Below are 24487 nucleotides of genomic sequence, written 5' to 3'. Positions count from 1 at the left end.
CGGCAGGTCCTCGGTGACGTTGCTATCCGGCACGCCCACGTAACCCGAATTCTGAGCGAGCGCCGGTCCGGTTGCCCCGGCGAGGACCGACGTAACGAGCAGGATCGTGACGAGCGCCGAGGCGAATCTCGATCTCATCTCGCCACCTCCAGCGCCTGATCACATCGATAGGGGAGGGGGCTTGACTTTAGTCTCTGTTCTACGCGTGGGCGCGTAGTCGCTGACAGCGCCCGCCGCGCGAATCTCGCGCTGATTCGCTTTATTTCGACCCGAACCGTTCGATTTCCGGCGACTTGTGCAGATTGCTTTTCAGAAGCCTCCGGGTCCGCCAAAATCCGGGTGAACCCGGGTCTCAGCATCTCGCGAGCACCTCCTGAATCTCGGGGAATCTGATGTGCAACTGCCCGGGAACTTTGAACTGCGAGGGGATGTCGCTCCAGGAGAAGTCAGCGAAGTGCTGTGAGTTCCACGACATCGCCTGCCCCAGTTGCATCCGGTTCGTGTAGTTCCGGTTCATCGGCGACTCGCCCATCCCGGTCGTCTCGCCCGTCGGGTTATCCGCTCCAGCGAGCGTGATCCGCCAGCGCTGCTTCTTCCGGACGAGCGAGGCGAGGTCCTCGGGATCGTGGCCGATCCCGAACACCGAGAACTTGTTCCGGCGAGCGTCGACGTACTTGTCCCGGAACGCCGCGATCCGGTCGTAGAGCCGGTGATAGTCGTTGCTCGCGTGCTCGGGCATCCAGTTGCCGATCTCGTCGGCGAGCAGCGAGACCCAGATCGGCGGCCCGTGATCGATCTTATCGATACACCACGCGAACCACCACATCTCCTGCGGCGTCACGTCCTGCGGGTCGAGATCGTCCTCCTCGTCGCGCTCGACATCCCACGCGCTGACGTGCTCGATCTCTTGGATCTCGTCGGCCTCACGGAACGCCTTCGTTGCGCCGCGAAACTTCGGATCCGGGTAGACCACGTGGAACATCCCCTCCTCGAGGACCTCGTGGTTCAGTTCCCGGATTGATTCGTAGCGGACGACCTCGTGGACCATTTCCTCGAGGTCGATCTCGATCGATTCCATCTCGTCTGAGGGCGGATCGAGGACCGCGTCGACGTCGAGCCCGGCCGGGAGGCAGAGTCGCGTCCAGGCACGAAGCGGTAGCCACTCCGCACGGGCTGGAGACCCGCGCCAGACCACTGCGTCAGGATTGATCTCGAGTTGCCGGATCATCAACGAGATCGCCATCGTCGACTTCCCCGAGCCCTTCGGGCCGAACGCTCCCCAGTCGGTACCGCCGATCCGGAGTTCCTGGACGACGTCAGGGTTCGCCTGGAGCCACCGGAACAGCGCCTGCCGAGGCTTCGAGAGCCCCGACAGGTCGTCGTGCTCGAGGCGGAGTTTGTCCAGGTCGTCGACGTGGATCAGGTGATCCAGGAACGCCCTCGGATGCTGGATGATCGGGTGCGTCCCGTCCTCGAAAGCCGGATGATCCATCTTTTCCAGGTCCCCGAGGACGTTCGACCACGTCCGGAAGCCGAACGCACGGCGGAGGTTCTCCCCGACCGAGTGCGCCCGGTCGTCACCGGTGAGTTCCCGCGTCTGATCGAGTGCAGGCGCTTCGACGCCCTCAACGCGCTCCCGGAGTAACTCCGGATCCTGGACGATGTCCAGCATACTGTGCCCCTCGCGATCGTCGTTGCCGCCGATCTCCGGCGGCCTGTCGTCGTCACTCATGTGATAGATCCATCTCCAGAGTCGCCCTGGTACGCACGCCCGGCCGTAACCTCCTGGGCGCGCTGTCCGAGCGCGTTTGCCGCGCGATTGAACGCGGGCAGCAAGTACTCGCACGCCCACGACTCGCGGATGAATCGCTCTTCCTCGGTCGGTGACGTGCCGAGAAGCCGCTCTCGGAGCGGCGTCTCGAAGTACGGTGCTGTGATCGTGTCACGATCGATCTCCGCGTAGGACGCGGACGTTACGCGGTGGGACCACGCGAGCAGATCCTCCGACCTCTCGAAGCCATCCAGCAGATCCTGAAGGGCGGCCTCCTGCTGTCCGTACAGCTCCCCGAACGCCGGGCGCATCAGGGGGTACTCCTGGGCCCGTGGGTCGATCGGGTCGAGATCTTCGTCCTCGTCGCCGTCGTCGTCCAGGTGATCTACGCGCTCGACAGCCGCCCAGCGGGCGACTTCGTGACCCGCGTGGAACGCCGGGAGGATGTCCTGCGCGGCGATCCCCCGGCGGACCTCCCGGGCGAGTTCGACCGGCATCTCCTCGGTGCTCCCCCAGGGCTCGCCGAGCAGCGCCGAGACAGTGGGCGCGTTCGCGGCCGTCCGCGAGTACCACGAGTCCTCGAGCTGCCCGACGGTCTGGATCACGAGATCCTGCTGCCACTGGAGGAACTCGCGCCGGGAGTGGAAGCCCTCCAGCAGATCGACCAGGAGGTCCATCTGATCGTGCGTGAGCTTCGACGTCGCCGGCCGCGTCGGGTGATCGATCCCGGCGTCTTCGAGATCGTCGTGAAGCCGAGAACGGACGCTCTCGGCGTCCCACGTCGTTGCCGCGTCGGCGACCTCGAGGACGGTCCGCAGGCCGTCGGCCGGCCCCTCGACGTCGAGATCGAGACCGTCGGGAACGGCTTCAGTCATCGGCGGGAGCCTCCTCCGAGTCGCCTCTCACCGGGGAGTCACCGGAATCGCTTCCGACGTACCGGTCGAAGAGGCGTTCCATCTGGCTTTCACTGCGGTCGTCCAGCAGTTCCTTCCGGTCCGCGTGGCTCTCAGCCTCGCTCTCGGCGTAGTTCCGGAACCAGTCGTCCCAGGACTTCGCGTCGGCGAGTCCGCGAGCGTGCGTCAACATCGACGCCACCGCGTGGTGGTAGTGGATCGGCGCGAGGTTCGCGAATAGCCGCCCGTTGCTCGGCTGGGCGATCTTGAACGCGAACAGCGCGAAGCCGCCCACGAACAGCCCCAGCGGCCACGAGCCAGTGAGCAGCGATCCGGCGAGTGCCGAGAAGCCCAGCGCGAAGCCGCCCCCGAGGTACGGCATCGGGTGGATCTTACGGATCGTCTCGCCGTCCTCCGTCTCCTCGTAGGTGATCAGATCAGGGAACTCGATCGAGTGGCCCTCGGGTTCGTATTCGAGCGGGTCCTCCTCCTCGGGATCGAGCAGGTAGAGCTCCTCGATCGGTCCCTCGACGTCGATCCGGGTCTGCATATTCCCGTCGACCTCGAGGTCGGCCGAGGCGCCGCGAGCCCGCGCCCAGAACTTTCGGAGCCCCTTCCGGATCGCCGAGCGCTCGCCCTTGTCGCCACGGGCGAACCGGGCGATATGGAACGACGCTTTCAGGACACCCGGCGCATCCTGGGCGCTCCCCGCATCCGGGTCCTCGTGGGCGTCCTTCGCGGCCTTCTCGACGGCGTCGGGATCCGTCGGATCGAACCCGTCTTCGAGCTGGAACTGGAGGAAGCCGGCGCCGTAAGTGCGCCTACCGAACCACTCGACGGCGATCACGCCCAGGAGGACGCCCGCGGCCGCGGAGACGAGCCACGGCGCACGTATCAGCGTCCCCGAGAGCCAGTCCCAGGCGACAACGAGGAACATCAGACCCCCAACCGCCGCGAGGAACCACCAGATCGCCGAGATCTGTGGTCCGGCCTTTGCCTTCTCGACGAACTTCCGGCCACCGTACAGCGTCGTCACCGTCGTCCCGAAGAACGGGAGCAGGATCAGCACGATTCCCCACGAGAGCCGTGCTCCGGCGCTGTTCGTCTCGATCGACATCGTCGCCTTCGACGACGAATGATAGAACGTCCAGCGCGTGTCGCCGGGGTTTGAGAGACAGCTCGGTTCGTTCGGCTGTCGCGTACACATCACGGTCCGCACACGGCCGTCGTAGTGCGGCCGCAGGTCGATTTTCGCGTAATCGTATCCGCCACCGAGGGAGATCGTCCGCGAGTACGTGGTCACGTTCTCGGCGACTTTCCGCTTTCTCGAGTTACCCTCTTCATCGGTCACGGTCTGCTGTCCGACCGTGAAATGGGCGATCTCGACGACGTACTCCTGACTCTCCGCGCCGTAGGCGCGCTTCGACCACAGCTGGAGGTAGTTCCGTTTGATCGTGGTTCCTGGCTGTAGGTACCGCCACGAGGCACTGTTCTCGCCCTCGTCAACGAGCAGTCCCGTCGGGAGGTATTTTACCACGAACTCTCCGTACCGTCCGTTCTGTCGGACGCTATCGGGCGCGTTCGCGGGTTTGCTACCGCCCGGGAGGAGCTCCTCGAGCGTGAGGTTACGATCCGCCGCGCCCGCGTCGCCGCCGTCCTGGGCGAAAGCGGGCGAGGCGGCACCGCTGCTGACCATCAGGAGCGCCAGCGCCACGAGCGCGACGGTCCGCCTCACCGGCCGACTCCCTCCGCTGAGAGATCGACCCGATACGCGAACGCTAACACCACGATCGCCGTCGAGAGCAGCGCGAAGTGCCACCACTTGATGACGATCAGGTCCGCGATCCCGATCGCTCCCAGCGAGATCGTGAACGCCGACGCTGTCAGTACCGGCGCCGACGGAGCCAGCGAAACGACGAACTGGAGCGCTTCACCAGCCGTCGCGAACGTCGTCGCGGCCCACCCGACCATTACCACGAGGCCGGTGAGCACGACGTTCGTCCCGCTGCCGAGACCGCTTTTCGTCCGCGAGCCGAACTCCTGGGCAGCCTCGATCGCGTCGTCGGCTTCGTCAGCCGCCTCGTAGGCCCACGTCACCAGAACGAGCCCGATGATCGCGGTCAACACGAGTCCCACGTGCGACGAGGCCCAGCCGATCACGTCGATCGGCATCGGCACACCTCCTCGAGGCGGCGGTCTGTTCGTCGTCTATTCTGTCGATGTTCGTAGGTCATAGTGTATCTTCTACCTCCTCTCGTCTCTCCCAGAGATCTCCCAGACGAAGGCCGACGTACAGCAGCGTCGCGAACGCCATCGGCCCCCGGAGATCGGGAAGATTGTACACTGGTGCGAGATACGTCTGATAACTCCCCAGCATCCCGAACCAGATCGTCTCGGAGTGAGCGATCCACACGAACAGGTTGCCGAGGAGCGCTGTTCCGCCCTCGATCGTATTTTTGAGACTCATCGTCTGAACGCCCCCGCTGCTCCTTCGACGAAGTCGCTTCCCGGTATCACTTTCAGGATGCCCCACGCCGTCGCGAAGAGGACAGTCCCTATCAGGACCGTCGCGAACGCGGTCGCGGGAGGCCCGGCGAGCCCAGCCGTCTGTGCGACGCCGATCGCCGCCCCGTAGATCGTCTCGATCACGCCGACAACGGCGTTCTCCAGAATCGTGAACGGTGCTTGGAGCTGTGGAATCACGCCGATCAGGATGGACGTCGTTCGCTCGTAGGCGAAGATGATCCATCCGAGGACGAACTGCGTCCCGTTGAGGATCCCGCCGACGACCCACTCCCCGATCTTCCTGAAGATGAAGTCTTCGAGCCAGGCTTTCGGGTTCGACCCTGCCGTCGCGATCGCCGTCGCCAGCGGGACGAGATGCTCAAGCGTGGAAACGTAGTCGGGTAGGACATTTCCGTCGCTCGTCGTGGATCCTGGGCCCGGTTCCGAACTGGACATCAGATCCACCTCCGACTGGCCGTCACGAGCAGTCCCGAAACAACGACGATCTCTATCGAGAAGATGATCGGTGCAAGCAGCGGATCCGCCTCGACGGCAGCGCGGAACGCCGCGCCCCACGCCGCCTCCGAGGCCTCCACGGTGTTGGTGGCAAAGGCACGGATGATACCGCTGTACATCTGCGCTACCGCGTTCAGCACCGAGACGTGTATCTGGACGATCGTTCTTGATACCGCGATCCAGCCCGCCGCGATCGTCAGCCAGACCGCGCCCAAGAGCGTGCTCACGAGCTTTGCTATCTTGATCTCGCCAGTCCCGGCCTTCACGAACTCCGACGCAGAGGAGTCGGAACTCATCGTTTCTCCCCCGTTGTCGTCGCGAAGGTGGACACTGGCGACATCGTTACACCTCGTCCTCGAGGTCGCCGCCCGTGTCCCGGTTGATGAACGGGAAGTCGATGCCGGTGAGTGTGTCCGAGTCGATGGAGTCGACGTACCACGCGAACACCATCAGCGTGAGGACGACAGTTCCAGCGGCGATAACGGCGACAAACGGCCCCAGGGTGTTCCACGGATCCAGACCGAGTTGGATGGCGGCTGTGTTCCACGCATCCTGCATAAACCGCGCTGGAGCGCTGAACGTCGCGAGTAGCAAGTCCGACGTGACCGTCGAGAACGTGTCGACGGGGCTCGTGAGCAGGTTCGCGAACGCCTCCCCGATGCCGATGATGATCGCGAAGAACGCCAGCACCAGCCCGCCAGCGCCGGCGATGAACGACTCGCCGAATCCCCCAAGGGAGTCGGCTCGGTTGATGTAGGTCAGCGCACGGTCGAGGCGTGGTGCCATCGTCGATCAGGCCCCCACTCGTTTCTTGATGCCGAGCATACTCAGCAGGCCGACAACGCCGCCTGCAACCCAGTTGTACAGCGACGAGAACGGACCGCCACCGCCGTCCGAGCCCCAGAAGCCACCGGCTCCGCCGGACTTCTCGAGGGCGCTGACCTGATCCTCGAGGAGTTTGACCTCAAACTCCACGACGTAGGTCGTGTCCGGCTGGACCGTGCTGTCCGCGGTGATCTCGGTGTTCTCCTCTCCGAGGCTCGACGAGAGATCGATCCAGGAGCTGTCGGCGATGTCGTCGGTCGACGTCTCACCGACGCCCTCCGCGTATCGGATCTGGATGTACCGCTCAGACATGAACGTCTGGCGGTGCTTCAGCTCAAGGTTCCCGTGGCTGATATCGTAGGCCGTCGGGATCGTCCGACGCCACGAGAGATCCAGCAGCGTCGGGAATCCGGGGTAATTCTTCGCTTCCGTGAACGCCATCGAGACCGAATCCGGCTTGTCTTGGAGCCGGTACTCAACGTTCAGGTACGTCAGCTTGTGGATGGTCGCACTCGAGAACTCTTCACCGAGCCCCTGAAGGCTCGACATCTCGATTTCTCCGCCCATCGGGCGCTCGCGAACCGTCTCGCTCGTGTAGTCGTCGTCATCGTCCGTAGACGTGTCCAGAACACGCTCCTCGCCGAAGTCCCAGCGGGACTTCTTCTGAACGTTCAGACCGGTCATCGTCACGGTCCCGTCGCCGTCGCGGATCTCGACGCGCACGGTTTCGACAGCGTCGAGCGATCCGTCGCCGTTGCCTTCGACGGCGAACTGTCCGAGCTGGCGCTGGTAGATCACGCCGTTCGCGGTCTGATTCGCGATCGTGTCCTCGGCAGTCGCAGTCGCCGAGGAGTCGATCGTCGCGTTCACGTAGTCGCCGTCACCGTCGCGGACCTGGACCTCGACGACCGCGCCGCTATCGAGCGTATCGACGTTCAGGATCGACTGGAGGTACAGCTTCTCGACGTCCGACGTGATGGGATCCGAGAGCGTGTACTCGGCGTTGCCAGTAGTGCCATCGGTGAACGAGCCGTCCGAGGCGATCTCGATCGACGGAACGCCCGCGGCGGTCGCACCGTCGGTATCGGAGACGGTGACGCCGGTCGTCGACGTCCACTGACTCGTGTTCAGCCACGTGTCGGTGTTGTTCTCCTCGTCGGAGTACCGCGGGAACTGGCCGAGGGCGTCGGCCTCGAGCTGATCCGCGCGGTAGGCGACCTTCGCGTCGCCGTCGGTGCCGTTCACGTGGGCGTCGATCGTTTTGATGTCGCCGTTATCGCCCTCGTACTCGAGCCAGTCCATCGAGGACTGATCGTGTGACTCGATCGTCAGCTCGTCTTCCTGGAACCACGTGTCCGGGTGATTCTCTGCCTGTGCGTTCATCCCGTAGCCCGCGGCGGCGACCGTTCCGACTGTTCCGGAAGCCACCACTGCGAACACGAGAAGGATCGAAAACAGCGTCTTACGTTTCATAATGTGTTCGTCGTCGGCGGTTCCGGACGCCACCCGCTGTTAGCCGATCGTACACGTTACTTGCGACAACTGATCCTCGTCGAGTCGGTCCCGAGTCGGTCAGAACCGGCTCGGCGATCGTGAGCACTGGGACTAAAAGCGCCGTTGTCCCGACGATCAGCCCGATCGCCGTCACGGCGAGGGCCATCATCGACGCGAAGACGGTCACATTTTCCCCGCGACAGTCTCGCCGGGGACGTTGACCTGTCTCTCGGCACGATCACGCTGGATCCGCTCGACGCGCTCGAATATCTGCCGCTGCTCGTCGAGCGCGTCGGTCATCGCGCCTCCGATCGAGATCTCGGTACGCCGCCGTGGGGAAGCGTCTCGATTCCTTCCCCCGATTGTCCTTTCATACTGATATCGACCGTCTCGGTCGATAACACGCGCGTGATGACCCCTTCCTTAGTATTTCAGGGAAATCGCAGGATTCACACGACGAACACCTGACAGGAGTTAGTTTTATACCAAGAGGTCATCAGCCGACGGCTATGCAGAAACTCAGAAAAGACAGCGGTTCCGGCGTCGTCACGATCCCGAAGAAGTACCTCGAGAAGGACGAGGTCGTATCAGACGGCGAAGTACCCGATGGAGTCACCGTCGACGTCGAGCGGCTCGGCCGCAGGTCCTACGCGGTCCGCATCTCCGAGGAGGGCGACCTTCCGGATCTCCAGGAGTCGGAGGTCGTCGAGCGGCTCGCCGCTCAGCGGCTTTTCGACGAAGGTCTCGGTCCACGAACCGCCGACTGACTACCCGAGACCTGCTTCTTCGAAGGCTTCGTTGACGACGTCGGGCGTCGGCGCGTTCAGGTAGGGCTCGATCGCCTGGAAGGAGTCCCACCCGCCGACGGTCATCACGACGCGAGGGTTCAGTTGCTCGTCGACGAGGAGCCGCTGGGCGAATCGTCGGCGAAGATCGTGGCTACTCACGTACTGAAAGTCCTCGTCTCCCGTCTGGTCGGCCGCCCGTTCGGCCGTGCGTTTGACCACGTCTCGGACGGCACGCTCGGAGATATCGACAAGCGACTCGTCGCGACCGATCCCTTCGGCGTTCTTGTAGCGGTGGATGTCGCCTTCGACCTCCCGCGGGAGGTAGGCGTCGCGCGGCTTTCCGCCGTTCCCGGTCGTGTCCTTCCCGCGCGGTACCCGGAGGCGGTAGTGATCGCCGTCGTCGGTCCGCTTGACGTGTTTCGGGCAGATCTGCGGGATCTCGAAGGCCCGCAGGCCGACGTACCCGCCGAGTTGGATCACGAGGTCGTCGCGGTGGGTCGCCGCGGCCCGGCGGAGATCCTCGAGCTCGTCGTCGGTCATCCACACGTGGTACTGATCTGGCTTTGAGGTAGCTTCTAATCTCATTCCGATTTCCCGTGAGAACCTTGCAGTATAAGCGTAGGGGTCGGCCGTGATCGGGCCGGCATCAGGGCCGATTTCGGCCGTTCGTTTCCGAGTTGTTACACAAGTCGGTGAAGAAAATACTCAGAACATATCCGCAACCGCCAGGATCAGACCCAAAAGTGCGAACACGATCAAAGCGATGAAGGCAATTTCGTAAACAGACCTCAGCAGATCAGCGTATCCAGTATTATACTGCGTCAAGAGTTGCTGAAACACGGGTGCGATAGCTGCCAACACGATGAGGGCTACAATCGCTCTAAACACCTCCTCGAAATCAGTCATTCTTTCCCCCATCGTTCTCAGTCTCAAGTTTCGATTGGTGGGTCCTTTCATCCTTCGGTGACCGCCCTTCCTCAGTCATCACGTGGCTGACCAAATAGAACACCGCCATTCCGAAAAACACCAATCCCACGAGAGAACCGACAGCGGCCAAGAATAGGAACGTATCGACGTTATGCGCTGATAGCGTAACTAAAACCGCGCCAGCGCTCACCACTAACAGTGCGTACCCGCCGATTGCAATCAGAAATGCCTTCGATTTTTCCCAGTCAGTGACGCTCTCATCCTCCGCGTAAAACCGCACCATAGATTGGAGTAAAATAGCCACAATCGGCAGAAGGAGGTATATCGCCTCAAGCATTCGAAGAGCCCGGCTGATCGTCTGCTCTGCTGCCATCTACAGTGTCACCCGAGAATCTTCGCGAGTATCTTGAACGGAAGTGCCACGAGCCACAGCGCGAACTTGAACGTCACGGCGATCAGTTTGAATGGAAGCATTATCAGCGATCCCAGTGCTGACCCGCCTGAAGACGATGTCTCCTTCTCCATCTCCAGATCGTCCTCGTACTCGTTCAGCGTCTTTCGTACCCAAGACTCCGATGCTCCCGTTTCACTCGCGATATCGGTCGCGTTCATCTCCGGGTTCAGCCGCGATGTCACCAGAATCTCCTGCTGAAGATCGGACAACTCCTCCTTTGACTCCTCGCTCCAAGAGATCGCGACATCCTCCCGATTGTGGTCACTCATCGCGACCACCGACAGATTCAGGAACCGTTGTCGTCACTACCCCAGTGCGGGCCCCAGCCCGCCATACACCACTTCTCATACGGACTGAACACTTCGAACGTCTGACTTTTATCTTTCCCCACGAGCGCGGTACCTCGTGGGCGCGGCGCTTTCTTAACCAACACTAAACCGTCGGCTCGCTCGATGTTGGTTAAGGTCTAATCGCCGCTTACTCCTCGTCGACGATCTCCAGGTCGTCGGCGTCGAGCTCCCCAGCGAGGTATGCGCGGCCGCGGTCGGTGATCCGGTAATATCCATCGTCTATTTGTTCTACCAGATCAGCATCAACAATTTTTCCAAGCCTTCGAGAAACCCAATTCCTGCTGTAATCAAGGTTTTTAGCGATTACCGCTGGTGAAAGGATCAATCCGGATTCTTCTAAAAGCTCCAGAACCCGGTCGTCTGTTTGGTTCATCCACGACACCCGCGGTCGCATACCACGTCGTTCTTTCTTATCATATAATTCGTATCGAACAATAGAGAGGTGAATAGTTAACCGTGTTCTATCAAACACGAAATCGTGCAGTAGAATTAAGTAAATGCTATTATGACAGTGTATCAACGGAAGCACTTCGCGGACCCGTCGCTCGCCGGCCGGGTCCTTTCCCAAAAAGTGCGGACCGCTGCTGGCACCAGCGGGCCCGCGTGGGCTTCCGTGAAGAAGGCACGAAAGCCTATGAACGCAAAGACGCTGCCGGGACTTGAAACTCTCGGTACGACGACTGTATCGCCCGATTCCGGAAACGACTCCGGAATTCCGGAAGGAAAACGACCGTTCACTTTCACCGCCGCTGTCCCCCGATCACCGTGCCGCGGGTGCGTGAAACGTTTAGTTTCACTTTCAGTCCGCGTACAAGGCTCGGGCCTTTTGGGTGGATTCTCGTCGGGATCGAGTGTGATGTCTCAGGCTGTTACGGAGATCGACCTGGACGACGAGGCGGATCGGTGGCGGTACACCTGTCCGCGGGGCCACCGCGACTGGACGCCCTCGAATTATCACTTTATTTGCTCAGCGTGCGCTCGGTCGCACGACGACGTGGATCCCGCGTTCGAGGACCTGCGGGACAAGAAGACCGGGCGGATGCTCGCCCGCGAGGAAGTGAAGCTCACGACGGACGTAGGCGATTATGTCGACCTTTACAAGGGCGGTGAACGGCCGTGAGCGTTCCCGATCGAATCACGTCAGCGGGGAGGGCGGGTGTCGATTGCCCTAAATGCGGTTTAGTTATAGAGGGCATAACAGCGCGAGCGCCTGCTAAGCGGACCTTAGAACCGTGCGGTCACGAGACCGGTTTCCTTCGAGCGAGTACTATGTACAGAGATCAATCCACGACGAGCGAGGAGTACAGCCTTCGAACTGACGGCAGCGGCGCGCCACTGACGCGGGAAAAGCCCCAGCGGCAGGCCGATCGGGCCGTGTCCCACTGGTGCGACGAGATCGGATCGCGGCGCTTCTGTCCGAAGGAACAATGTGCGTACTGCGGCCGCTGGGACGGTGATGGGCGATGAGCGGGTGTGTCGACTGCGGTGCGCCCACGCCGAAGCGGAAGTGTCGGGAGTGCTCGCTGATGGATCGCACGGAGGAGATGGCGCGGCTCGCTCAGGATGGCCTCGAGGAGGACATCGGCGAGGTCGACCGCGGCGAGGCCATCGAATCCGATGGCGGTCGGCCGATGGGCCATCCGTGTCCGGAGTGCGGCGACCTGATGGACGTCGGCGCGTGGGGACTTCCCGGCGAGTCGATCACGTGGCAGCAGTGCGACGACTGTCGGATCGGCTGGGGTCCGTTCACCGGTTACGTGGACCTCGATAAGGACGACGTCGACCGCGGCGAGGGCGTCGCGACCGACGGCGGGCTTGTCTGCGACGTCTCCGGGTGCGAGGATCCGGCCGCGGTTCGCGTCTACCCGACGAAGGGCCGGACGAATCACGCGGCGCTCCGGTGCTGGGACTGTCTCGACAAGGATCGAGACAGCGGTCACTTCGCGGAGTGGCGCGCGGCGATCGAGCGGGAGCGAGATTTCGACCAGATTCGGCTCGAGACCGACGGCGGTGTCGCGACGGACCGCTACGAGGTCTCGAGCGCGTCCGGAATCGTCTACGGCCCGGCGTTCGACTCGGAGGGCTACGTCCTTCTGGTCGCCACGGAGGAGCGCCGCGTTGAGATCGAGTTCGACGAGGACGCGATGTACACGCTCTGGACTGAGGTGAAGGGCGTCCCGTGGCCGGAGCCCGACCATATCGGTGAGAAGGACCGGCTCGTTCGGCAGGTCCTCCACGCGGCGAACGGCGCCGACGAGGAGATGCTTCGGGAAGCCCTTCGCGTGCTGGGAGGTGAGCGCCCTTGAGCCGCGCTGAGTCCGCTTCGGACGCGGCGGAGGGGAAGATCATCACCTGCGCTGTCTGCGGGAACATCCATCCGAACGACGCCGAGTGCAAACCGTGGGGTGGGTCCTCGTGAACGACGAGGATCTCCGGACTCCGTCTGACTCGCGACGGAAGACGCGACTCGCTCGGGAGCGCCGGACCGACGCGGTGATCGAACAGCCCTACAACGTCCCGCACGTCGACGTCGTCTGTCCCGAGTGCGGAACGGAGTTCGTGAGCACGATCTGCGGTGATCCGGGGGAGTGCTCGCCATCGTTTGGGAGCTGTCCCAACTGGGAGTGTGACGCGTTCCTGAAGTTCCGATCTGACGGCTCGGAGTCGACGGCCTCGACGCCGACCCAGACCGGTCTGTCGCAGTTCGCGACTGCGGGAGGTGATCGTCATGTCTGAGTACGATACTGAACGATCCGACGGAGGTGGGGGCGGTGTCTGAGCGACCTGAAAAGGCCGTTTTTCACGTGGTCTGTCACGGCTGTCCCTACGAGGACCTGATTGAAGGCGATCGGGTGCTCGCAGCTGTCAACGAGATCGTCCATCGGAAGCGGACCGATCACCCCGTCGAGTACGCGGAGATCGGCCCCGGATCATCACGATGAGGGACGAAGGGAGCCACGAGCGCCTCCGCGAGCACCTCGTCCCGATGAGCCCCAAGGAGGGCGTCGAGCGGTTCCTGGAGCACCGGGAGCCGAACGTCGCGACGTCGACTTTCCAGAACAACCAGACCACGCTCGAGCAGTTTCTCGCGTGGTGTCGCGACGAGGAGATCGAGAACCTGAACGATCTTTCGGGTCGTGATCTCGCGGACTTCGTCCACGATCGTCGCCAGGAGGTGAAAGCGATCAGCCTTCAGAAGGAACTCTCGGCGATCCGCGTCGCCCTGGAGTACTGGGCCGATCTCGATGCTGTCGAGCCCGGCCTTCGCGAGCGTGTTCACGCTCCGGAGGTCGCGGACGGCGCCGAAGCCCGGGACGTGAAGGTCGATCCGGAGGTCGCCGAGGAGATTCTCGAGTACCTGGACCGCTATCGATTCGCGACTCGCGAGCACGTTGTTCTGTCGCTGTGGTGGCAGACGGGGATCCGCCTCGGTGCGATGCGCGGTCTCGACGTCGACGATCTTCGCGAGGAGGACCACGCGATCGCGATCCATCACCGCCCGGAGACCGAGACGCCGTTGAAGAACCGGACAGACGGCGAGCGCTGGATCTGGGTCGGGGAACGCCTCTTCGAGCTGATCCAGGAATACATCGACGTTCATCGGATCGACGTCCGGGACGACCACGGTCGTGGTCCCCTGTTCACGACTCGACAGGGCCGTGTGAGCGATTCGACGCTCCGCGATATCTCGTACCGATGGACCCAGCCCTGCCGGTGGGACGAGTGTCCCCACGATCGCGAACAGGAGTCGTGCGAGGCCTACGGGCAGCCGAATACGCCCAGCAAGTGCCCGTCGTCGCGATCCCCCCACGGGTGGCGGCGCGGGTCGATCACTGACCACCTCGCTCGAGGCGTGTCTCCGGAGGTCGTCTCCGAGCGGATGAACGTCTCGCTCGAAGTGTTGTACCGACACTACGACGCCCGACAGCCAGACGAGAAGATGGCTGTCCGTCGTGAGCATCTCCAAGATAAGTAAACCGATGAGAGAATTCGCCAACTCACTCCACGAATTCAGTCTGTGCAAAGGAGCCCGGTTAACGCTCTCCCGGCGAGTCCATCTAACTTTTTCGTCATTTAGAGTTCGTAGGAAATACTGCTTCTTAGCGGCTGCTCCTGCTACTTACTCACTTATATCAGATGAAAATAACAGGCCGCCTGATCGAATTACCAATGATCTCGAATCCGGCCCGCCGCTGTCTGGTGATTTCAGCGAGGGAAACCGGAGGTGGTCCCAGTGACTGGTCCGCCTGGACAAGAGTATGTCCGATACTACTGTCGGGCCTGTGCCTCGGGGTGTATCAATCCGCGCACCCAGTCTCGGACCCGCTACCGTGAGTGTGAATCCTGTCACTCCGTCCCGGTACTCGATCGAGGTGATCCCGTCGATCGGATACATCCCACACTCCTCTGGGCAGTTCACGCGGCTCTGTCCGATCTTCATCTTGATCGGTACCAGGATGCGCGTGATACCTCCACTGATACGGCCCCCTCCCTCGGCTGATGAGCGCGGGGACCTCGATCTCGGACGGATGTAACACATCCCCCATCAGGGACTACCTCCTCGAAGAACTCGAAGAGGAGGGGCTCCTGGGTCGAGGCCGGCTCCTCGACGGATCGTACACCGAACGCGATCGCGACCGCGCGCGGCTCCTCCAACTCGTTGCTGAACATCCGGAAGGAATACTCCGCTCTCGTCTCGTCCACGTGGGACTATACGGCCTTCGACTCTACGGAACTGACCCCTGGCGCAACACCGTCGGGTTTGCTGATCTCGACTGGAACAGCGCCGAAGAACGTCACGATGCTGCCCTCGATCGCATTTCAGAGAAAACCTCGACCGTCGATCAGCTCGACGGCAGCGACTCCGAGTACCAGTTTGCATACCGCTTCACGAAGGCCGCCGAAGCCGCCGGACTCGTCGATCTCGAAAGCGCGGGTTCGTCGACCCGGGTGGTTCCCACACTGCGGCTTCTTGACTTGATTTCATCAGGCATTAGTGAAACAGACACCCCCGACGACGGCACGCTTTCCGACCGCGATTTCGTCCGGCGCGTCCTCTCCTCCGTCAAATCTCACCTTTCAGACGCGCAAAAGTCGGCTGCCGCTGAAGGCCTCCTTCGTTACATCCGGCGCATCGATGACTTCCGACTCGCCTTCGACGTCCACGTTCGATCCCGAAAGGGGACCGAAACCCGCCGGATGACCAAACAGTACAAGACACGATTCAACTCCGAAGACCGGCACGGGCGCTCGTTCGCTCGCCTCCAGGACGCGCTCGACGCGCGAGCGGAACCGGGCGCGACTGCGGCCTTTACGACACTCACGACTGACCCAAAACAGCACGACTCGCTGCTCGGTTCCATACAAAACATCAATCCGAACTTTCACCGGCTCCAGCAGTATCTGTCTTCAAACCCTTCAACGAAGGCAAATACAAGAGACTCGGACGTTCCTGGCTGGCGTCCGGAACTCGACGGCCAGGTGACTGGACGGCCTCGAAAGACGCTTGATTACCTGAAAGTCCTCGAATTTGCCTCCGGTGGCCTGCCACATCTCCATACGCTGTATTTCGATCCGCCGCGGCGCGAATCTGACGGAATGCCCTGGCTTATCGACAAAGGTGAGCTGTCGCGGAAGTGGTCCGACTACGGCCAAGGCGAAGTCGTCGACGTCCGCCCGCTGGTCTACCGCGACGATCTCCGCCCAGCTGGTGATCCCGACGATCCCGACGACAACGGGATTCAAGATATCGTTCCATTCGTCGGCTCCTCGCTCGTCGAGGAGGGGACTTGGCAAACTATCCAAGAATTCACCGAGGATACGATTCTCACCTGGTACCGGCGAGAACACGATCTCGACGGCGTGCGGTTCAACTCCTCGCAAGGATGGGTCGACTGGTACCGCTACGGTGATAACGATCTCTCCCGCGAAGAGGCTGCGGAGCGTGCCGGACAGCACGATCTCGTCAATATGGAAGGCGACGACGAGATCATCTTTCAGAAAACCGCTGGGTCGTACCTCGGGAAGTATCTGAGTGCCACGTATGGCGCACTCTCCGACGTCGCGGAATCCTTCGAGGATCGAGAGACGGTCACCGCCGACGATGACGATTCAAAGGCAGCAGTCTGGAAGCTCGCTCTCTACTGGGCGACCGATAAGCAATTCTGGTCGACCTCCCGCGGGATCGAGCGGATCATCGATCCCGAAGAGGCTGAACTCGAAAGTGACGCTCGCGACGCATCTGAGTGGGCGTCACAAGATACTGTGATCGAACTCTCTCGCGAATACGCAGAAACGTGGGTCCACGAGCCTGATCTCGATGAACTCCTCGACTCTGGACGCGCACAGGCGACTCTCCGAGAACTGTCGACCGATTACTGGGTCTCGATCGACTATCTCGGTGCGTTCGCCTACTGGGATATGCCCGTCTCGTCCTCTCAGGCCGCATCCCTTGAAGTATTAGAGGAGAATATCCACGATGCTGATGCGCCGTCGGTCTCTGAAAATACTGATCGACCGCCGCCACTCGCCCAAGTGTGGGGAGAGTCTTAGGCTGCGTCTGATACTCTGGTTAGGCTGGTCACTGGTTAGACTCTTGAAAATTGGTATTATCAATTAGCAGGAGTTATTGCTTCCTCATCTAATTCACTTAGGATTTCTTGGTGGTCTTTGTCATCTGCATATGAGTGAAGGAATTTAGACAACGACCTTCGGGTAAGTTCGTGGAGTTCAATTACTGAATCTTGCTCAACATCTGTTGAACTTCCGTGGACAAGACTACTACGATGGTTGTATGCATCTCTCAGGGTAGATTGGATCTCTTTAGCCTCATCCTTAGTATTTCCTAACAAGAGAGCACCTCTTTGCGACAGACGATAGGACATTTCTTGAGTTTCAGTAGATTTCAGGTATATCGCTTCCAATGCGATTACCGAATCAAGAAGCCTATCATTCTCGTTAGTCCTATTGAACGACGTTGAAAACTTATCTATTGCAATTCTATAGCTCTCCGGGGGACTACTAAGATATTTTCCAATTTTCCGCCAAAACTCCACGAAATCCTCAGCATTATCCTCTTGTAATTGATAAGGTTTTCCATATATTGGTGTTACATGGCCCACAGCGCGTGGATTTGCTTCAATATGGAATGGTGACTGAGGTTCTACAGTATATGCAGTATAACCTACGTCTCCCTCAATGTCAAAAAGCCTCAATCCGAGTATTAGATTATGGAACGACTCTGTAGCGGGCCCACGACGGCTTCCCTCAAATTTATTGACTGTATATGTTTTCTCAATAACATAATAACCTCCGGGTGTCTGAGTGCGGTAGGCACGACCATATCTTAGTAGATCTCTTTTTTCATCTTCTCCAATTTCTCTCATCTTAAGATCTGAACCAAGTTCCAATTCTTCAGGCTCCATTTCAAATCCACTTAGAAGAGCTGTTCCGCGATATTTGATGGAATCACTTTTTAGATAGTCCTCGAATTCAGTATATGTTTGTTCGAGCTTTTCTTCATCATACTCAAGTTCGCCATTTTTTATCAGGTATCTGGTTAAGAACTTGGGGAGCGAATTTTCTTTCACCAGTTTGTCTTGCGTATCTATATCTTCAATCACACCCATATCAACTGCATAGCCCGCCTCTTTACTGTACAAATCACTAATTTCGAATGCACTTTCACATTCAGAATACCCGGGGAATTCCTCCCAAGCTATGCTTTCAGCGAGTTGTTTCGCTTTACCTACGTCGATATCCTGAGCGTTTGTTTCTACAAAACTTCCCTCTTGAGGCTGTGGTACTGTCCTCCGGTTTTCCAAATCAGTATTCGGAAGAGAACTCACTATATTTAGGACAGACTCAATATAACTTGACAAAGAATCATACAAATTCTCATCGTCAATATCAAACTCAGATTCTTCAGTCGATTCGCTCATACAATCACATGAATTTTGATTCTATTACACTTTGGGGTGGTATTCGAATCGAGCGGGTAGAGCGATTATGATCTTAGTATTCACTTTCACCGTAGCGTCGGTATCTCTAGGATACTTCCAGCTATAGTTCTATTCGCAGATGTCGACTGAAACCCCAAGCTTCGACGAGATGGAACCCGTCGACGCACCGGAATCATCCGGTGACGACGACGCAGAATGGATCGAACTCGACGCAGGCGAGACTGTCGTGGGCGAACTCCGCAAGCGGCAGGAGACTCAGAAATACGACAACGACGTCCTCGAAATCGCTCGCGGGCTCGGCGACATCGTTGTGATGTTCTCGAACGGGCAGATCGACCGCCGGCTCGACACTCTCGCAGACAAACACGGCTCCGCTGAGGGGCTCGTCCTCGGGTTCAGGAAAACTGAGAAGACGCGCACGTTCACCCCTGAGGGACAGGATGAGGAAGTCGAGTACAACCTCTGGGAAGTGCGGCAGCTCACGGAGTGATTCCGATGACGTCGCACTACTCAGACAGCATTACTGATGCTGTCGGTGATTACGCGAACCTGCGGACGCTTCCGGCGATCATCTCGGTCGTGTTCGTCGCGACGTCGCTGTACCAGTTCGGTGGGATCACGGATCTCACCCTGCAGTGGTTCGGCGGCTATACGCTCACCGCCGAACACGCGGCACTCGGCGGGATCGCCGTCTACGCGATCGCGTTTATGTCCTCGGAGACGAAAGCACTCGAATACTACGAGGACTGGGAGAAGATCTCCCTCGGGATCGTTCCGGTTCTCACCCTCGGCTACCAGTACACGACTCAGGTTCCCGATTTCCTCAACGCAATCGGGGATCCCCTCGGCGCACAGCTCGCGTTCTTCGCGACCCTTTTCGGCTGGTTCGTCGCTGTGAGGTGAGCCGCTAATGTCCCAATTTTTCGACGACTCGAACCGTGCAGGCGTTGCCTCGTCCATCATCACGATGGGCTTCGGCTTCTCGACGATCGCGGCGACCATCACTGGACTGGCTGGCTACTCCGGCCCGTCGATGATCTCGGTCGTTCCCGCGATCGCTGCGCTCCTGCTCGGGTATTCGCTCGTCGATCCGCCGTCAACGCAGTCGCGCATCGACGGCCTCGACGACGAAGCAATTGCGGAACTCAAGGAGAAAACCGATGCGTAACAAACTCTCAAACTGGAAAACTGGAAGTACCGCTGCCACCGCGCTCCTCCTGCTCGTCGTAGGAGGGGCGCTCATCAGTGGGACCGCTGCTGCTGCTGTCCTGACTGATACGACCAATTTCGCGTCTGTCGGCACTGACGTTCTGGTCGAGAAGAATATGACAGTCGATAACGAGACTGACCATATTTACGTCGACCTGGACAACAGTACCGGCGACGTCGAAACCGTCAACACCACACTCTACGGTGTCGAGAACGGCACTGAAACCCAGGTCGAAAAGGTACAGATCGAGGCCCCGTACGGGACCGTAGAAAACTACGAGTACACCTCGATCGACTCTGCCAACTACTCCGAGTACCGGGTTGTCGTCGAGGGCGATTCGACGACCACCAACGCTACGTACATCGCTGTTGGAACTCCGAACTCGGGTGGCGGCTCGACCCCTTCGAGCGGCATCGACACAAAGACCGCCGGAATGATCGCCGTCGTGCTCGTCGGCGGCTACATCTTCCTCAAGGAGGATGACCGATGACCTCGATCTCCCGCCGCACCTTCATCAAGGGCGCTGGCGCTGCGACTGGCGCTGCCGTAGTCGGCGGCGGCTCGATGGCCCTGGACAACGGCCCGGTCCAAGAGTCTGAGGCCATCCTCCCTGCTGCCCTGGCTGTCGGCGCTGCCGTCGCTGCAGGATGGGCGCTCCGTGAGTACGAGGTGATCGGCGCTGACGATCATCCCGAAGGACTCACCCAGGATGCTCTCGAACAAGAGACCTACGAGTCCTTCCGAAAGCGCGAATCCAGCGATAAGAGCACCTTCGTCGATAATCAGAACATCATCGACAGCATCGACCACACGGCCTACAGTGACGCGAAACTCGCTGCTATCAAGGCTATCAACAACTCGGCCACTGAGTCCGAAGTCCTCGATGCTGCGAATAACACCATCGACCAGTATCATACGACTGTCAAAAAGAATGCTCTCAAAAGCTGGAATGAGGGCGCAAACGAGTTCAAGAACGCATTTGATGCTCTCGAAGCGCATCCGGATGCGTCTACAACTCACATCCGCCATACTGGGTCTGGTGAGGATAGGGGTGTCTCAAAAGCTTCTCCGACCTACGATACCGTTACGCTCCCTGATGGTACATCGTTCGACGTGATGACCTTCCAAGACATCGACGCGTCGAATATGTACATCGACCCGATCGACCAGTACGGCGATGGTAACGGGAACGACTACACTGCGAGACTGCAGGTTACGTATGACGGGAGTACCGCCACGATTCTCGATCACACTACCTGGGAGAACATTCTCGAAAAGATAGACACCACCTTCGACGATGTTCGTAACGGCATCTCTACCTGGGTCAGCAATGTCTACGGTTCGGTCCAGTCGGGAGAAGTCGAGGTCACTGACCTCCTCTCTCCACGCGAACAGGCCGAAATGATGACCGATGACGGTGGCTACCCGCAGGCTGTGGCTGATCTGATCGCGCTCAACATCCCGATGGATCTTGAGCGCAAGGCGAAGATCACCTACACCCCTCGCGACGAGCAGGTCACTCTCGTCGGAAAGCTCGGCCTCACTGACACCGCCACCATCGAGGTCGGCAACACCTACGACCCTGCCAACCTAACCGGTGACGTCTACTTCACCTACGACGTCGGAACTGGGACCGGAACCTGGTCCCGCGTCGAAACTGCTATCGACGGAGGTGTGCTCACCTTCACGGCTGAACCGTACGAGAACGTCGTCTACAACGTCACAACCACTGCCGGTGAGACTGTCCAAGTCGAACCGGCGGACTTTACGGACAACGGTGACGGCACCTACTCCGTCGACCTGACGGACAAACTCGAAACCGCTATCACTGAGGTTGATACGATCGAGTTCGAGAGCCCGACCAACGAAACCCAGTACGAAACGGTACAGATCAAATCGTCCTTCACGGTCAAATCCATCACCAACGAGGAGACTGGTGAGTCGGAGGACTCCCTCTCGTTCACCAACTCTGAGCCACAGGATGACACCAATTACATCACTCAACAGGAGTGGGACGATCTCAACGAACAGAACCAGGAACTCATCGAGAAGTACGAGGAGGAAACCTCTGGTGGAGGTGGTGCCCTGCTCGAAGGCTTCTCGATGTTCGGGCTCCCTGGCGAGGCCGTCGCCCTGATCGGCGCGGGCGGCGCTGCCCTGCTCTTCGCGAACAACTGAACCAATGAAACTCCATTTTTTCGTAGCACTGACCCTGGTAGCTCTGGCTATACTGCCTGCAACCGCAGTCGCACAGGATACAAACGTCTCCGTCGAGGTTCCTGGTTCGGACAACTCCACGCAACAGGAGTGTACCGAAACCGTCGACGAAACCCTCGCTATCTGCTCGGCGCAGCTTGACGGAGATACTGTCGTCCTCGATCTCCTCTCGACCGAAACCCAACGAGTCACACTGACTGAAGCGATGCGAACCTCGGGCGAACTCTCCCGACAGACGTTCACCATCTCTGAGGGACGCAATACCCTCCGCTTCGAGATGACGCAAGCAGTCGGCTCGGGCGACGTCGGCGTTACCATCGACAATGGCGACGTCTTGTACGGAAAGATCGTCGAGAAGAATAACCCACTGATCGGCGGCCCTTGGCGCGCTTCTGACGCGCAAGCTGCTGGCCTCGGTGGTGCCCTGTCCGTATCGCTATCAACCTTCGTCCTGGTACTCCGCCGACTCCGGGGCGACGACACCAACACGGAGCGTGTGGCCTGATGAACGACCACGTTCGCGACCCTGACGCTTCGACCGGCGTTGGTCGACTCGTCGACTTCATTCAGGCTCGCTTCCTCTCGATCGTCGGCCTGCTCGCCGTCGGTGGCGGCCTCGCGATGATCGTCGGGTTCGACGTCCAGGTACCGCGCTTCTGGAAGATCGTCGGCCTCTCCGGGGCGATCGTCCTCCCGTACGGCTACGTCGTCGGGAATAAGGTCGTCTCGATGCTGTACAATCCCAATTACATCTTCCTCGTCGACCTCGACGCTCGCTACCTCGACGGCGCTCTCTACCGCTTCCCGTACACCGATTTCAAGCAACTCGAATCGCGAAAGGGATCGTTCACCCAGCTGACGCCGAACCTTTACACTGCGAAGGACGTCGATCTCGAAGCGATGAAAGCGACTGGCACCTGGCGCGGCACCCTGGACGACCCAGAACTCCTCCGGGCGCTCCAGGCGGTCCACGAGTGCCGTGGACAGCTCGAAGACGATGCCCGCCGTGGGTTCGTCCTCGAAACCTCGGCCTTCACGATCATCCGCAACGCTGTCCGTGAGACAACTCTCTCCGTCGTCCGTACCTTCGAGGAAGGATCACTCCCTGACGGCGGCCAGTCACTACACAACGCCATCGAGGATCAGCTCGAATCGTTCGATCTCGACGATTCTCTCGACGACCTCGTTGAAGAGGCTGATCTCTCTCCCGAAGAGGCTGAGACTGATCCGGATGATCTCGATCCCGACGGCGACCTCGGGAACGGACGAACGGAGTTGACTACCGATGAGTGATTTCAACGAACAACTCCTGACAGCTGCAAAGCTTCGCGAGCAGATCGACGGACGGCTCGAATCGAACGCGGATTTCTATCCGCATACTGGTGTCGTCGACGACGAGAATCATCGATCGAACCTCTCCTTTGTCGAGTCGGTCCTCCGAGATTCCGAGGATCACGCGACTTTCGCTGAGTCCGATCTCGGGACTGAGGTACTGGCCAGCTTCCGGAGCGATCGGGCGACAGAAGCAGTCTCCCACGGAAACGGATCGGTGCTCTCGCATCTCGTCGGGATCACGGAACAGGATCTCGACGCGAGCGCTCTTACCCTTCCATCGCGCATCCTCGACGAACTCGATCGCGACGGCGCACTCTCGACCGTCCTCGCGGCGGGCGATCCGAACACGGGAAAGACAAACACGGCGTGGCTGCTGGTTGAACTCGGTCGAACTCTCTGGGAGGATCTCCTCGTATTCAGCAATGCCCGCGCGGGGATCGTCGACGAACGGGTGACGACCTGCCACGATCTCGCCGTCGGCCTGCTGGAACACCGCGATCGTCCGAAAGCGGTCGTGATCGACGAAGGCTCGACGCACTTCGACGCACGGACGAACTCCCACGACGTCGCAACCCAGTGGTCCCCCCTTCTGAAGCGGATGAGTAAACTCGGTGTCGAGCTGGTGATCGTGATCGGTCACACGGGCAAGGACGTTGATCCGGAGATGAAGCGGCTCACGTCGCTGGCGTTCTACAAGACTGAGCCGAAAACAGTCGAGTTCTACCGGCGCTGGCCTGCTGACTCCGATCGACCGACGGAACAACTGTTTGGTGGCTCGATCGAATCGCTCGAAGCGACGGCAGTCGAGTACGATCCCGATGAACCCGCCCCCTGGAGCTGGAACCTTCGATCGAACCTGTTCGATCTCGATCTCTCCTGGCCTGCGCTCTTAGCAGAACTACGGGATCGAGGCCCAGCAGAGTAAACTCTCCCTCCCCACCGGGGGCGGTCCCACGTGGCTGCGGTCGCGGACACCTGTGACCGGAGCGAGACGCAACGGACCCAGCGGTAGCCCGGAACGGCGCTTGCGCCGCACGCCCGGAACGTGGCCGTACCGTCGCCGCGGAGGGATTCATATCATCTTTTCAAACTATCTCGCACCGCTTTAGGATTCGTTCAATACAGACAAACGCTGTATCACAACGGGGTAAAACCGCTCTGAGATCTATTAGAAATGGCTGCGAGATCGGGAAATTTGGATTTCATCCGAGATCCCCAGTTTGCTCGTTCTCTGAATAATC

The 24487-nt window shown here is 60.0% G+C and carries 31 protein-coding genes; 16 read left to right on the top strand and 15 right to left on the bottom strand.

The features are described 5' to 3' along the window. Positions 1–352: 352 nt before the first annotated feature. The 9 genes from RJT48_RS02500 to RJT48_RS02460 are packed head-to-tail and all read right to left on the bottom strand — an operon-like array spanning position 353 to position 7983. Complete coding sequence (locus tag RJT48_RS02500; protein ID WP_311170650.1) at positions 353–1732, bottom strand: hypothetical protein; 1380 nt, start codon at positions 1730–1732, stop codon at positions 353–355. Then, positions 1729–2646 carry a hypothetical protein gene (locus RJT48_RS02495; protein WP_311170649.1) on the bottom strand — a complete coding sequence of 306 codons (918 nt, stop codon included), beginning with the start codon at positions 2644–2646 and terminating at the stop codon, positions 1729–1731. Before RJT48_RS02495 ends, RJT48_RS02500 begins: the two co-directional genes overlap by 4 nt. Beyond that, positions 2639–4399, bottom strand: a complete 1761-nt coding sequence (locus RJT48_RS02490; RefSeq protein WP_311170648.1) for a hypothetical protein — start codon at positions 4397–4399, stop codon at positions 2639–2641. The genes RJT48_RS02495 and RJT48_RS02490 overlap by 8 nt, the downstream gene beginning before the upstream one ends. Continuing rightward, the gene (locus RJT48_RS02485; RefSeq protein ID WP_311170647.1) at positions 4396–4836 is read right to left on the bottom strand and encodes a hypothetical protein; all 441 of its coding nucleotides are present in this window, start codon (positions 4834–4836) and stop codon (positions 4396–4398) included. The genes RJT48_RS02490 and RJT48_RS02485 overlap by 4 nt, the downstream gene beginning before the upstream one ends. A gap of 58 nt (positions 4837–4894) precedes the next feature. Beyond that, positions 4895–5131, bottom strand: a complete 237-nt coding sequence (locus tag RJT48_RS02480; protein ID WP_311170646.1) for a hypothetical protein — start codon at positions 5129–5131, stop codon at positions 4895–4897. Beyond that, positions 5128–5625 carry a hypothetical protein gene (locus RJT48_RS02475; RefSeq protein WP_311170645.1) on the bottom strand — a complete coding sequence of 166 codons (498 nt, stop codon included), beginning with the start codon at positions 5623–5625 and terminating at the stop codon, positions 5128–5130. The genes RJT48_RS02480 and RJT48_RS02475 overlap by 4 nt, the downstream gene beginning before the upstream one ends. Continuing rightward, positions 5625–5981, bottom strand: a complete 357-nt coding sequence (locus RJT48_RS02470) for a hypothetical protein (RefSeq protein WP_311170644.1) — start codon at positions 5979–5981, stop codon at positions 5625–5627. Before RJT48_RS02470 ends, RJT48_RS02475 begins: the two co-directional genes overlap by 1 nt. A 46-nt stretch (positions 5982–6027) precedes the next feature. Next, positions 6028–6471: a hypothetical protein gene (locus RJT48_RS02465; protein WP_311170643.1), complete on the bottom strand. Its 444-nt coding sequence runs from the start codon at positions 6469–6471 to the stop codon at positions 6028–6030. Between the two features lie 6 nt (positions 6472–6477). Continuing rightward, on the bottom strand, positions 6478–7983 hold the full coding sequence (locus RJT48_RS02460) for a hypothetical protein (protein ID WP_311170642.1): 1506 nt from the start codon (positions 7981–7983) through the stop codon (positions 6478–6480). 530 nt (positions 7984–8513) lie between these two features. Here RJT48_RS02460 and RJT48_RS02455 point away from each other — a divergent pair. Beyond that, positions 8514–8771, top strand: coding sequence for a DUF8053 family protein (locus RJT48_RS02455; RefSeq protein ID WP_311170641.1), 258 nt, complete (start codon positions 8514–8516; stop codon positions 8769–8771). Here the strand turns inward: RJT48_RS02455 and RJT48_RS02450 are convergent, their stop codons facing one another. The 5 genes from RJT48_RS02450 to RJT48_RS02430 all read right to left on the bottom strand — a co-directional run bounded on the left by RJT48_RS02450 (position 8772) and on the right by RJT48_RS02430 (position 10917). Next, a complete protein-coding gene (locus RJT48_RS02450) occupies positions 8772–9377 on the bottom strand; it encodes a site-specific integrase (RefSeq protein ID WP_311170640.1) in 606 nt (201 codons plus the stop codon). It lies immediately after the preceding gene. Between the two features lie 120 nt (positions 9378–9497). Beyond that, positions 9498–9698, bottom strand: a complete 201-nt coding sequence (locus tag RJT48_RS02445; protein ID WP_311170639.1) for a hypothetical protein — start codon at positions 9696–9698, stop codon at positions 9498–9500. Beyond that, positions 9691–10092 (bottom strand): hypothetical protein, encoded by a 402-nt coding sequence (locus RJT48_RS02440; protein ID WP_311170638.1) that lies wholly within the window; start codon positions 10090–10092, stop codon positions 9691–9693. The genes RJT48_RS02445 and RJT48_RS02440 overlap by 8 nt, the downstream gene beginning before the upstream one ends. Positions 10093–10100: 8 nt before the next feature. After that, complete coding sequence (locus tag RJT48_RS02435; RefSeq protein WP_311170637.1) at positions 10101–10442, bottom strand: hypothetical protein; 342 nt, start codon at positions 10440–10442, stop codon at positions 10101–10103. 208 nt (positions 10443–10650) lie between these two features. Then, a complete protein-coding gene (locus tag RJT48_RS02430; protein WP_345784724.1) occupies positions 10651–10917 on the bottom strand; it encodes a winged helix-turn-helix domain-containing protein in 267 nt (88 codons plus the stop codon). Positions 10918–11379: 462 nt separating this feature from the next. Here RJT48_RS02430 and RJT48_RS02425 point away from each other — a divergent pair, with 462 nt between their 5' ends. From RJT48_RS02425 to RJT48_RS02395, 7 genes are all read left to right on the top strand, one after another. Beyond that, a complete protein-coding gene (locus RJT48_RS02425; RefSeq protein WP_311170635.1) occupies positions 11380–11643 on the top strand; it encodes a hypothetical protein in 264 nt (87 codons plus the stop codon). Positions 11644–11792: 149 nt separating this feature from the next. Then, positions 11793–11990, top strand: a complete 198-nt coding sequence (locus RJT48_RS02420) for a hypothetical protein (RefSeq protein ID WP_311170634.1) — start codon at positions 11793–11795, stop codon at positions 11988–11990. Next, positions 11987–12829: a hypothetical protein gene (locus RJT48_RS02415; protein WP_311170633.1), complete on the top strand. Its 843-nt coding sequence runs from the start codon at positions 11987–11989 to the stop codon at positions 12827–12829. The genes RJT48_RS02420 and RJT48_RS02415 overlap by 4 nt, the downstream gene beginning before the upstream one ends. Before the next feature lie 85 nt (positions 12830–12914). Next, positions 12915–13259 (top strand): hypothetical protein, encoded by a 345-nt coding sequence (locus RJT48_RS02410; RefSeq protein WP_311170632.1) that lies wholly within the window; start codon positions 12915–12917, stop codon positions 13257–13259. 35 nt (positions 13260–13294) lie between these two features. After that, positions 13295–13465 carry a hypothetical protein gene (locus tag RJT48_RS02405; protein ID WP_311170631.1) on the top strand — a complete coding sequence of 57 codons (171 nt, stop codon included), beginning with the start codon at positions 13295–13297 and terminating at the stop codon, positions 13463–13465. Beyond that, complete coding sequence (locus RJT48_RS02400) at positions 13462–14499, top strand: tyrosine-type recombinase/integrase (RefSeq protein ID WP_311170630.1); 1038 nt, start codon at positions 13462–13464, stop codon at positions 14497–14499. The genes RJT48_RS02405 and RJT48_RS02400 overlap by 4 nt, the downstream gene beginning before the upstream one ends. A gap of 524 nt (positions 14500–15023) precedes the next feature. Then, on the top strand, positions 15024–17075 hold the full coding sequence (locus RJT48_RS02395) for a DUF8148 domain-containing protein (RefSeq protein WP_311170629.1): 2052 nt from the start codon (positions 15024–15026) through the stop codon (positions 17073–17075). Positions 17076–17134: 59 nt separating this feature from the next. Here the strand turns inward: RJT48_RS02395 and RJT48_RS02390 are convergent, their stop codons facing one another. Continuing rightward, the gene (locus RJT48_RS02390; RefSeq protein WP_311170628.1) at positions 17135–18463 is read right to left on the bottom strand and encodes a HEPN domain-containing protein; all 1329 of its coding nucleotides are present in this window, start codon (positions 18461–18463) and stop codon (positions 17135–17137) included. Between the two features lie 139 nt (positions 18464–18602). On the opposite strand from RJT48_RS02390, the gene RJT48_RS02385 reads away from it, so the two are divergent. From RJT48_RS02385 to RJT48_RS02350, 8 genes are read left to right on the top strand one after another with little or no spacing between them, the layout of a single operon-like run. Beyond that, the gene (locus RJT48_RS02385) at positions 18603–18974 is read left to right on the top strand and encodes a hypothetical protein (RefSeq protein WP_311170627.1); all 372 of its coding nucleotides are present in this window, start codon (positions 18603–18605) and stop codon (positions 18972–18974) included. Between the two features lie 5 nt (positions 18975–18979). Then, a complete protein-coding gene (locus RJT48_RS02380) occupies positions 18980–19387 on the top strand; it encodes a DUF8023 family protein (RefSeq protein ID WP_311170626.1) in 408 nt (135 codons plus the stop codon). 7 nt (positions 19388–19394) lie between these two features. After that, positions 19395–19652, top strand: coding sequence for a hypothetical protein (locus RJT48_RS02375; protein WP_311170625.1), 258 nt, complete (start codon positions 19395–19397; stop codon positions 19650–19652). After that, entirely contained in the window at positions 19645–20184 is a 540-nt protein-coding gene (locus RJT48_RS02370; protein WP_311170624.1) for a hypothetical protein, read from the top strand. The genes RJT48_RS02375 and RJT48_RS02370 overlap by 8 nt, the downstream gene beginning before the upstream one ends. Then, complete coding sequence (locus RJT48_RS02365; RefSeq protein ID WP_311170623.1) at positions 20181–21872, top strand: Env/VP5 family phage fusion protein; 1692 nt, start codon at positions 20181–20183, stop codon at positions 21870–21872. Before RJT48_RS02370 ends, RJT48_RS02365 begins: the two co-directional genes overlap by 4 nt. Positions 21873–21876: 4 nt before the next feature. Continuing rightward, positions 21877–22416, top strand: a complete 540-nt coding sequence (locus RJT48_RS02360; RefSeq protein WP_311170622.1) for a DUF8063 family protein — start codon at positions 21877–21879, stop codon at positions 22414–22416. After that, entirely contained in the window at positions 22416–23204 is a 789-nt protein-coding gene (locus tag RJT48_RS02355) for a DUF8125 domain-containing protein (RefSeq protein ID WP_311170621.1), read from the top strand. Before RJT48_RS02360 ends, RJT48_RS02355 begins: the two co-directional genes overlap by 1 nt. Next, positions 23197–24171, top strand: a complete 975-nt coding sequence (locus tag RJT48_RS02350) for a hypothetical protein (protein WP_311170620.1) — start codon at positions 23197–23199, stop codon at positions 24169–24171. Before RJT48_RS02355 ends, RJT48_RS02350 begins: the two co-directional genes overlap by 8 nt. Positions 24172–24487 lie beyond the last annotated feature (316 nt).

The sequence above is a fragment of the Halobellus ordinarius genome, assembly GCF_031823395.1.
GTDB lineage: Archaea > Halobacteriota > Halobacteria > Halobacteriales > Haloferacaceae > Haloquadratum > Haloquadratum ordinarius.
The sequence above is the reverse complement of the archived record's forward strand: the minus strand, read 5'-3'. Positions and strand labels throughout refer to the sequence as shown.

What these genes read in the sequence shown, in the direction of transcription:
- RJT48_RS02445 (WP_311170639.1), bottom strand. Translation starts at nt 9,698, where the DNA reads ATGACTGATTTCGAGGAGGTGTTTAGAGCGATTGTAGCCCTCATCGTG.
- RJT48_RS02470 (WP_311170644.1), bottom strand. Translation starts at nt 5,981, where the DNA reads ATGAGTTCCGACTCCTCTGCGTCGGAGTTCGTGAAGGCCGGGACTGGC.
- RJT48_RS02350 (WP_311170620.1), top strand. Translation starts at nt 23,197, where the DNA reads ATGAGTGATTTCAACGAACAACTCCTGACAGCTGCAAAGCTTCGCGAG.
- RJT48_RS02440 (WP_311170638.1), bottom strand. Translation starts at nt 10,092, where the DNA reads ATGGCAGCAGAGCAGACGATCAGCCGGGCTCTTCGAATGCTTGAGGCG.
- RJT48_RS02380 (WP_311170626.1), top strand. Translation starts at nt 18,980, where the DNA reads ATGACGTCGCACTACTCAGACAGCATTACTGATGCTGTCGGTGATTAC.
- RJT48_RS02390 (WP_311170628.1), bottom strand. Translation starts at nt 18,463, where the DNA reads ATGAGCGAATCGACTGAAGAATCTGAGTTTGATATTGACGATGAGAAT.
- RJT48_RS02370 (WP_311170624.1), top strand. Translation starts at nt 19,645, where the DNA reads ATGCGTAACAAACTCTCAAACTGGAAAACTGGAAGTACCGCTGCCACC.
- RJT48_RS02375 (WP_311170625.1), top strand. Translation starts at nt 19,395, where the DNA reads ATGTCCCAATTTTTCGACGACTCGAACCGTGCAGGCGTTGCCTCGTCC.
- RJT48_RS02430 (WP_345784724.1), bottom strand. Translation starts at nt 10,917, where the DNA reads ATGCGACCGCGGGTGTCGTGGATGAACCAAACAGACGACCGGGTTCTG.
- RJT48_RS02435 (WP_311170637.1), bottom strand. Translation starts at nt 10,442, where the DNA reads ATGAGTGACCACAATCGGGAGGATGTCGCGATCTCTTGGAGCGAGGAG.
- RJT48_RS02450 (WP_311170640.1), bottom strand. Translation starts at nt 9,377, where the DNA reads ATGAGATTAGAAGCTACCTCAAAGCCAGATCAGTACCACGTGTGGATG.
- RJT48_RS02425 (WP_311170635.1), top strand. Translation starts at nt 11,380, where the DNA reads ATGTCTCAGGCTGTTACGGAGATCGACCTGGACGACGAGGCGGATCGG.
- RJT48_RS02420 (WP_311170634.1), top strand. Translation starts at nt 11,793, where the DNA reads ATGTACAGAGATCAATCCACGACGAGCGAGGAGTACAGCCTTCGAACT.
- RJT48_RS02415 (WP_311170633.1), top strand. Translation starts at nt 11,987, where the DNA reads ATGAGCGGGTGTGTCGACTGCGGTGCGCCCACGCCGAAGCGGAAGTGT.
- RJT48_RS02455 (WP_311170641.1), top strand. Translation starts at nt 8,514, where the DNA reads ATGCAGAAACTCAGAAAAGACAGCGGTTCCGGCGTCGTCACGATCCCG.
- RJT48_RS02355 (WP_311170621.1), top strand. Translation starts at nt 22,416, where the DNA reads ATGAACGACCACGTTCGCGACCCTGACGCTTCGACCGGCGTTGGTCGA.
- RJT48_RS02400 (WP_311170630.1), top strand. Translation starts at nt 13,462, where the DNA reads ATGAGGGACGAAGGGAGCCACGAGCGCCTCCGCGAGCACCTCGTCCCG.
- RJT48_RS02465 (WP_311170643.1), bottom strand. Translation starts at nt 6,471, where the DNA reads ATGGCACCACGCCTCGACCGTGCGCTGACCTACATCAACCGAGCCGAC.
- RJT48_RS02475 (WP_311170645.1), bottom strand. Translation starts at nt 5,625, where the DNA reads ATGTCCAGTTCGGAACCGGGCCCAGGATCCACGACGAGCGACGGAAAT.
- RJT48_RS02395 (WP_311170629.1), top strand. Translation starts at nt 15,024, where the DNA reads ATGAGCGCGGGGACCTCGATCTCGGACGGATGTAACACATCCCCCATC.
- RJT48_RS02460 (WP_311170642.1), bottom strand. Translation starts at nt 7,983, where the DNA reads ATGAAACGTAAGACGCTGTTTTCGATCCTTCTCGTGTTCGCAGTGGTG.
- RJT48_RS02385 (WP_311170627.1), top strand. Translation starts at nt 18,603, where the DNA reads ATGTCGACTGAAACCCCAAGCTTCGACGAGATGGAACCCGTCGACGCA.
- RJT48_RS02485 (WP_311170647.1), bottom strand. Translation starts at nt 4,836, where the DNA reads ATGCCGATCGACGTGATCGGCTGGGCCTCGTCGCACGTGGGACTCGTG.
- RJT48_RS02365 (WP_311170623.1), top strand. Translation starts at nt 20,181, where the DNA reads ATGACCTCGATCTCCCGCCGCACCTTCATCAAGGGCGCTGGCGCTGCG.
- RJT48_RS02480 (WP_311170646.1), bottom strand. Translation starts at nt 5,131, where the DNA reads ATGAGTCTCAAAAATACGATCGAGGGCGGAACAGCGCTCCTCGGCAAC.
- RJT48_RS02360 (WP_311170622.1), top strand. Translation starts at nt 21,877, where the DNA reads ATGAAACTCCATTTTTTCGTAGCACTGACCCTGGTAGCTCTGGCTATA.
- RJT48_RS02495 (WP_311170649.1), bottom strand. Translation starts at nt 2,646, where the DNA reads ATGACTGAAGCCGTTCCCGACGGTCTCGATCTCGACGTCGAGGGGCCG.
- RJT48_RS02500 (WP_311170650.1), bottom strand. Translation starts at nt 1,732, where the DNA reads ATGAGTGACGACGACAGGCCGCCGGAGATCGGCGGCAACGACGATCGC.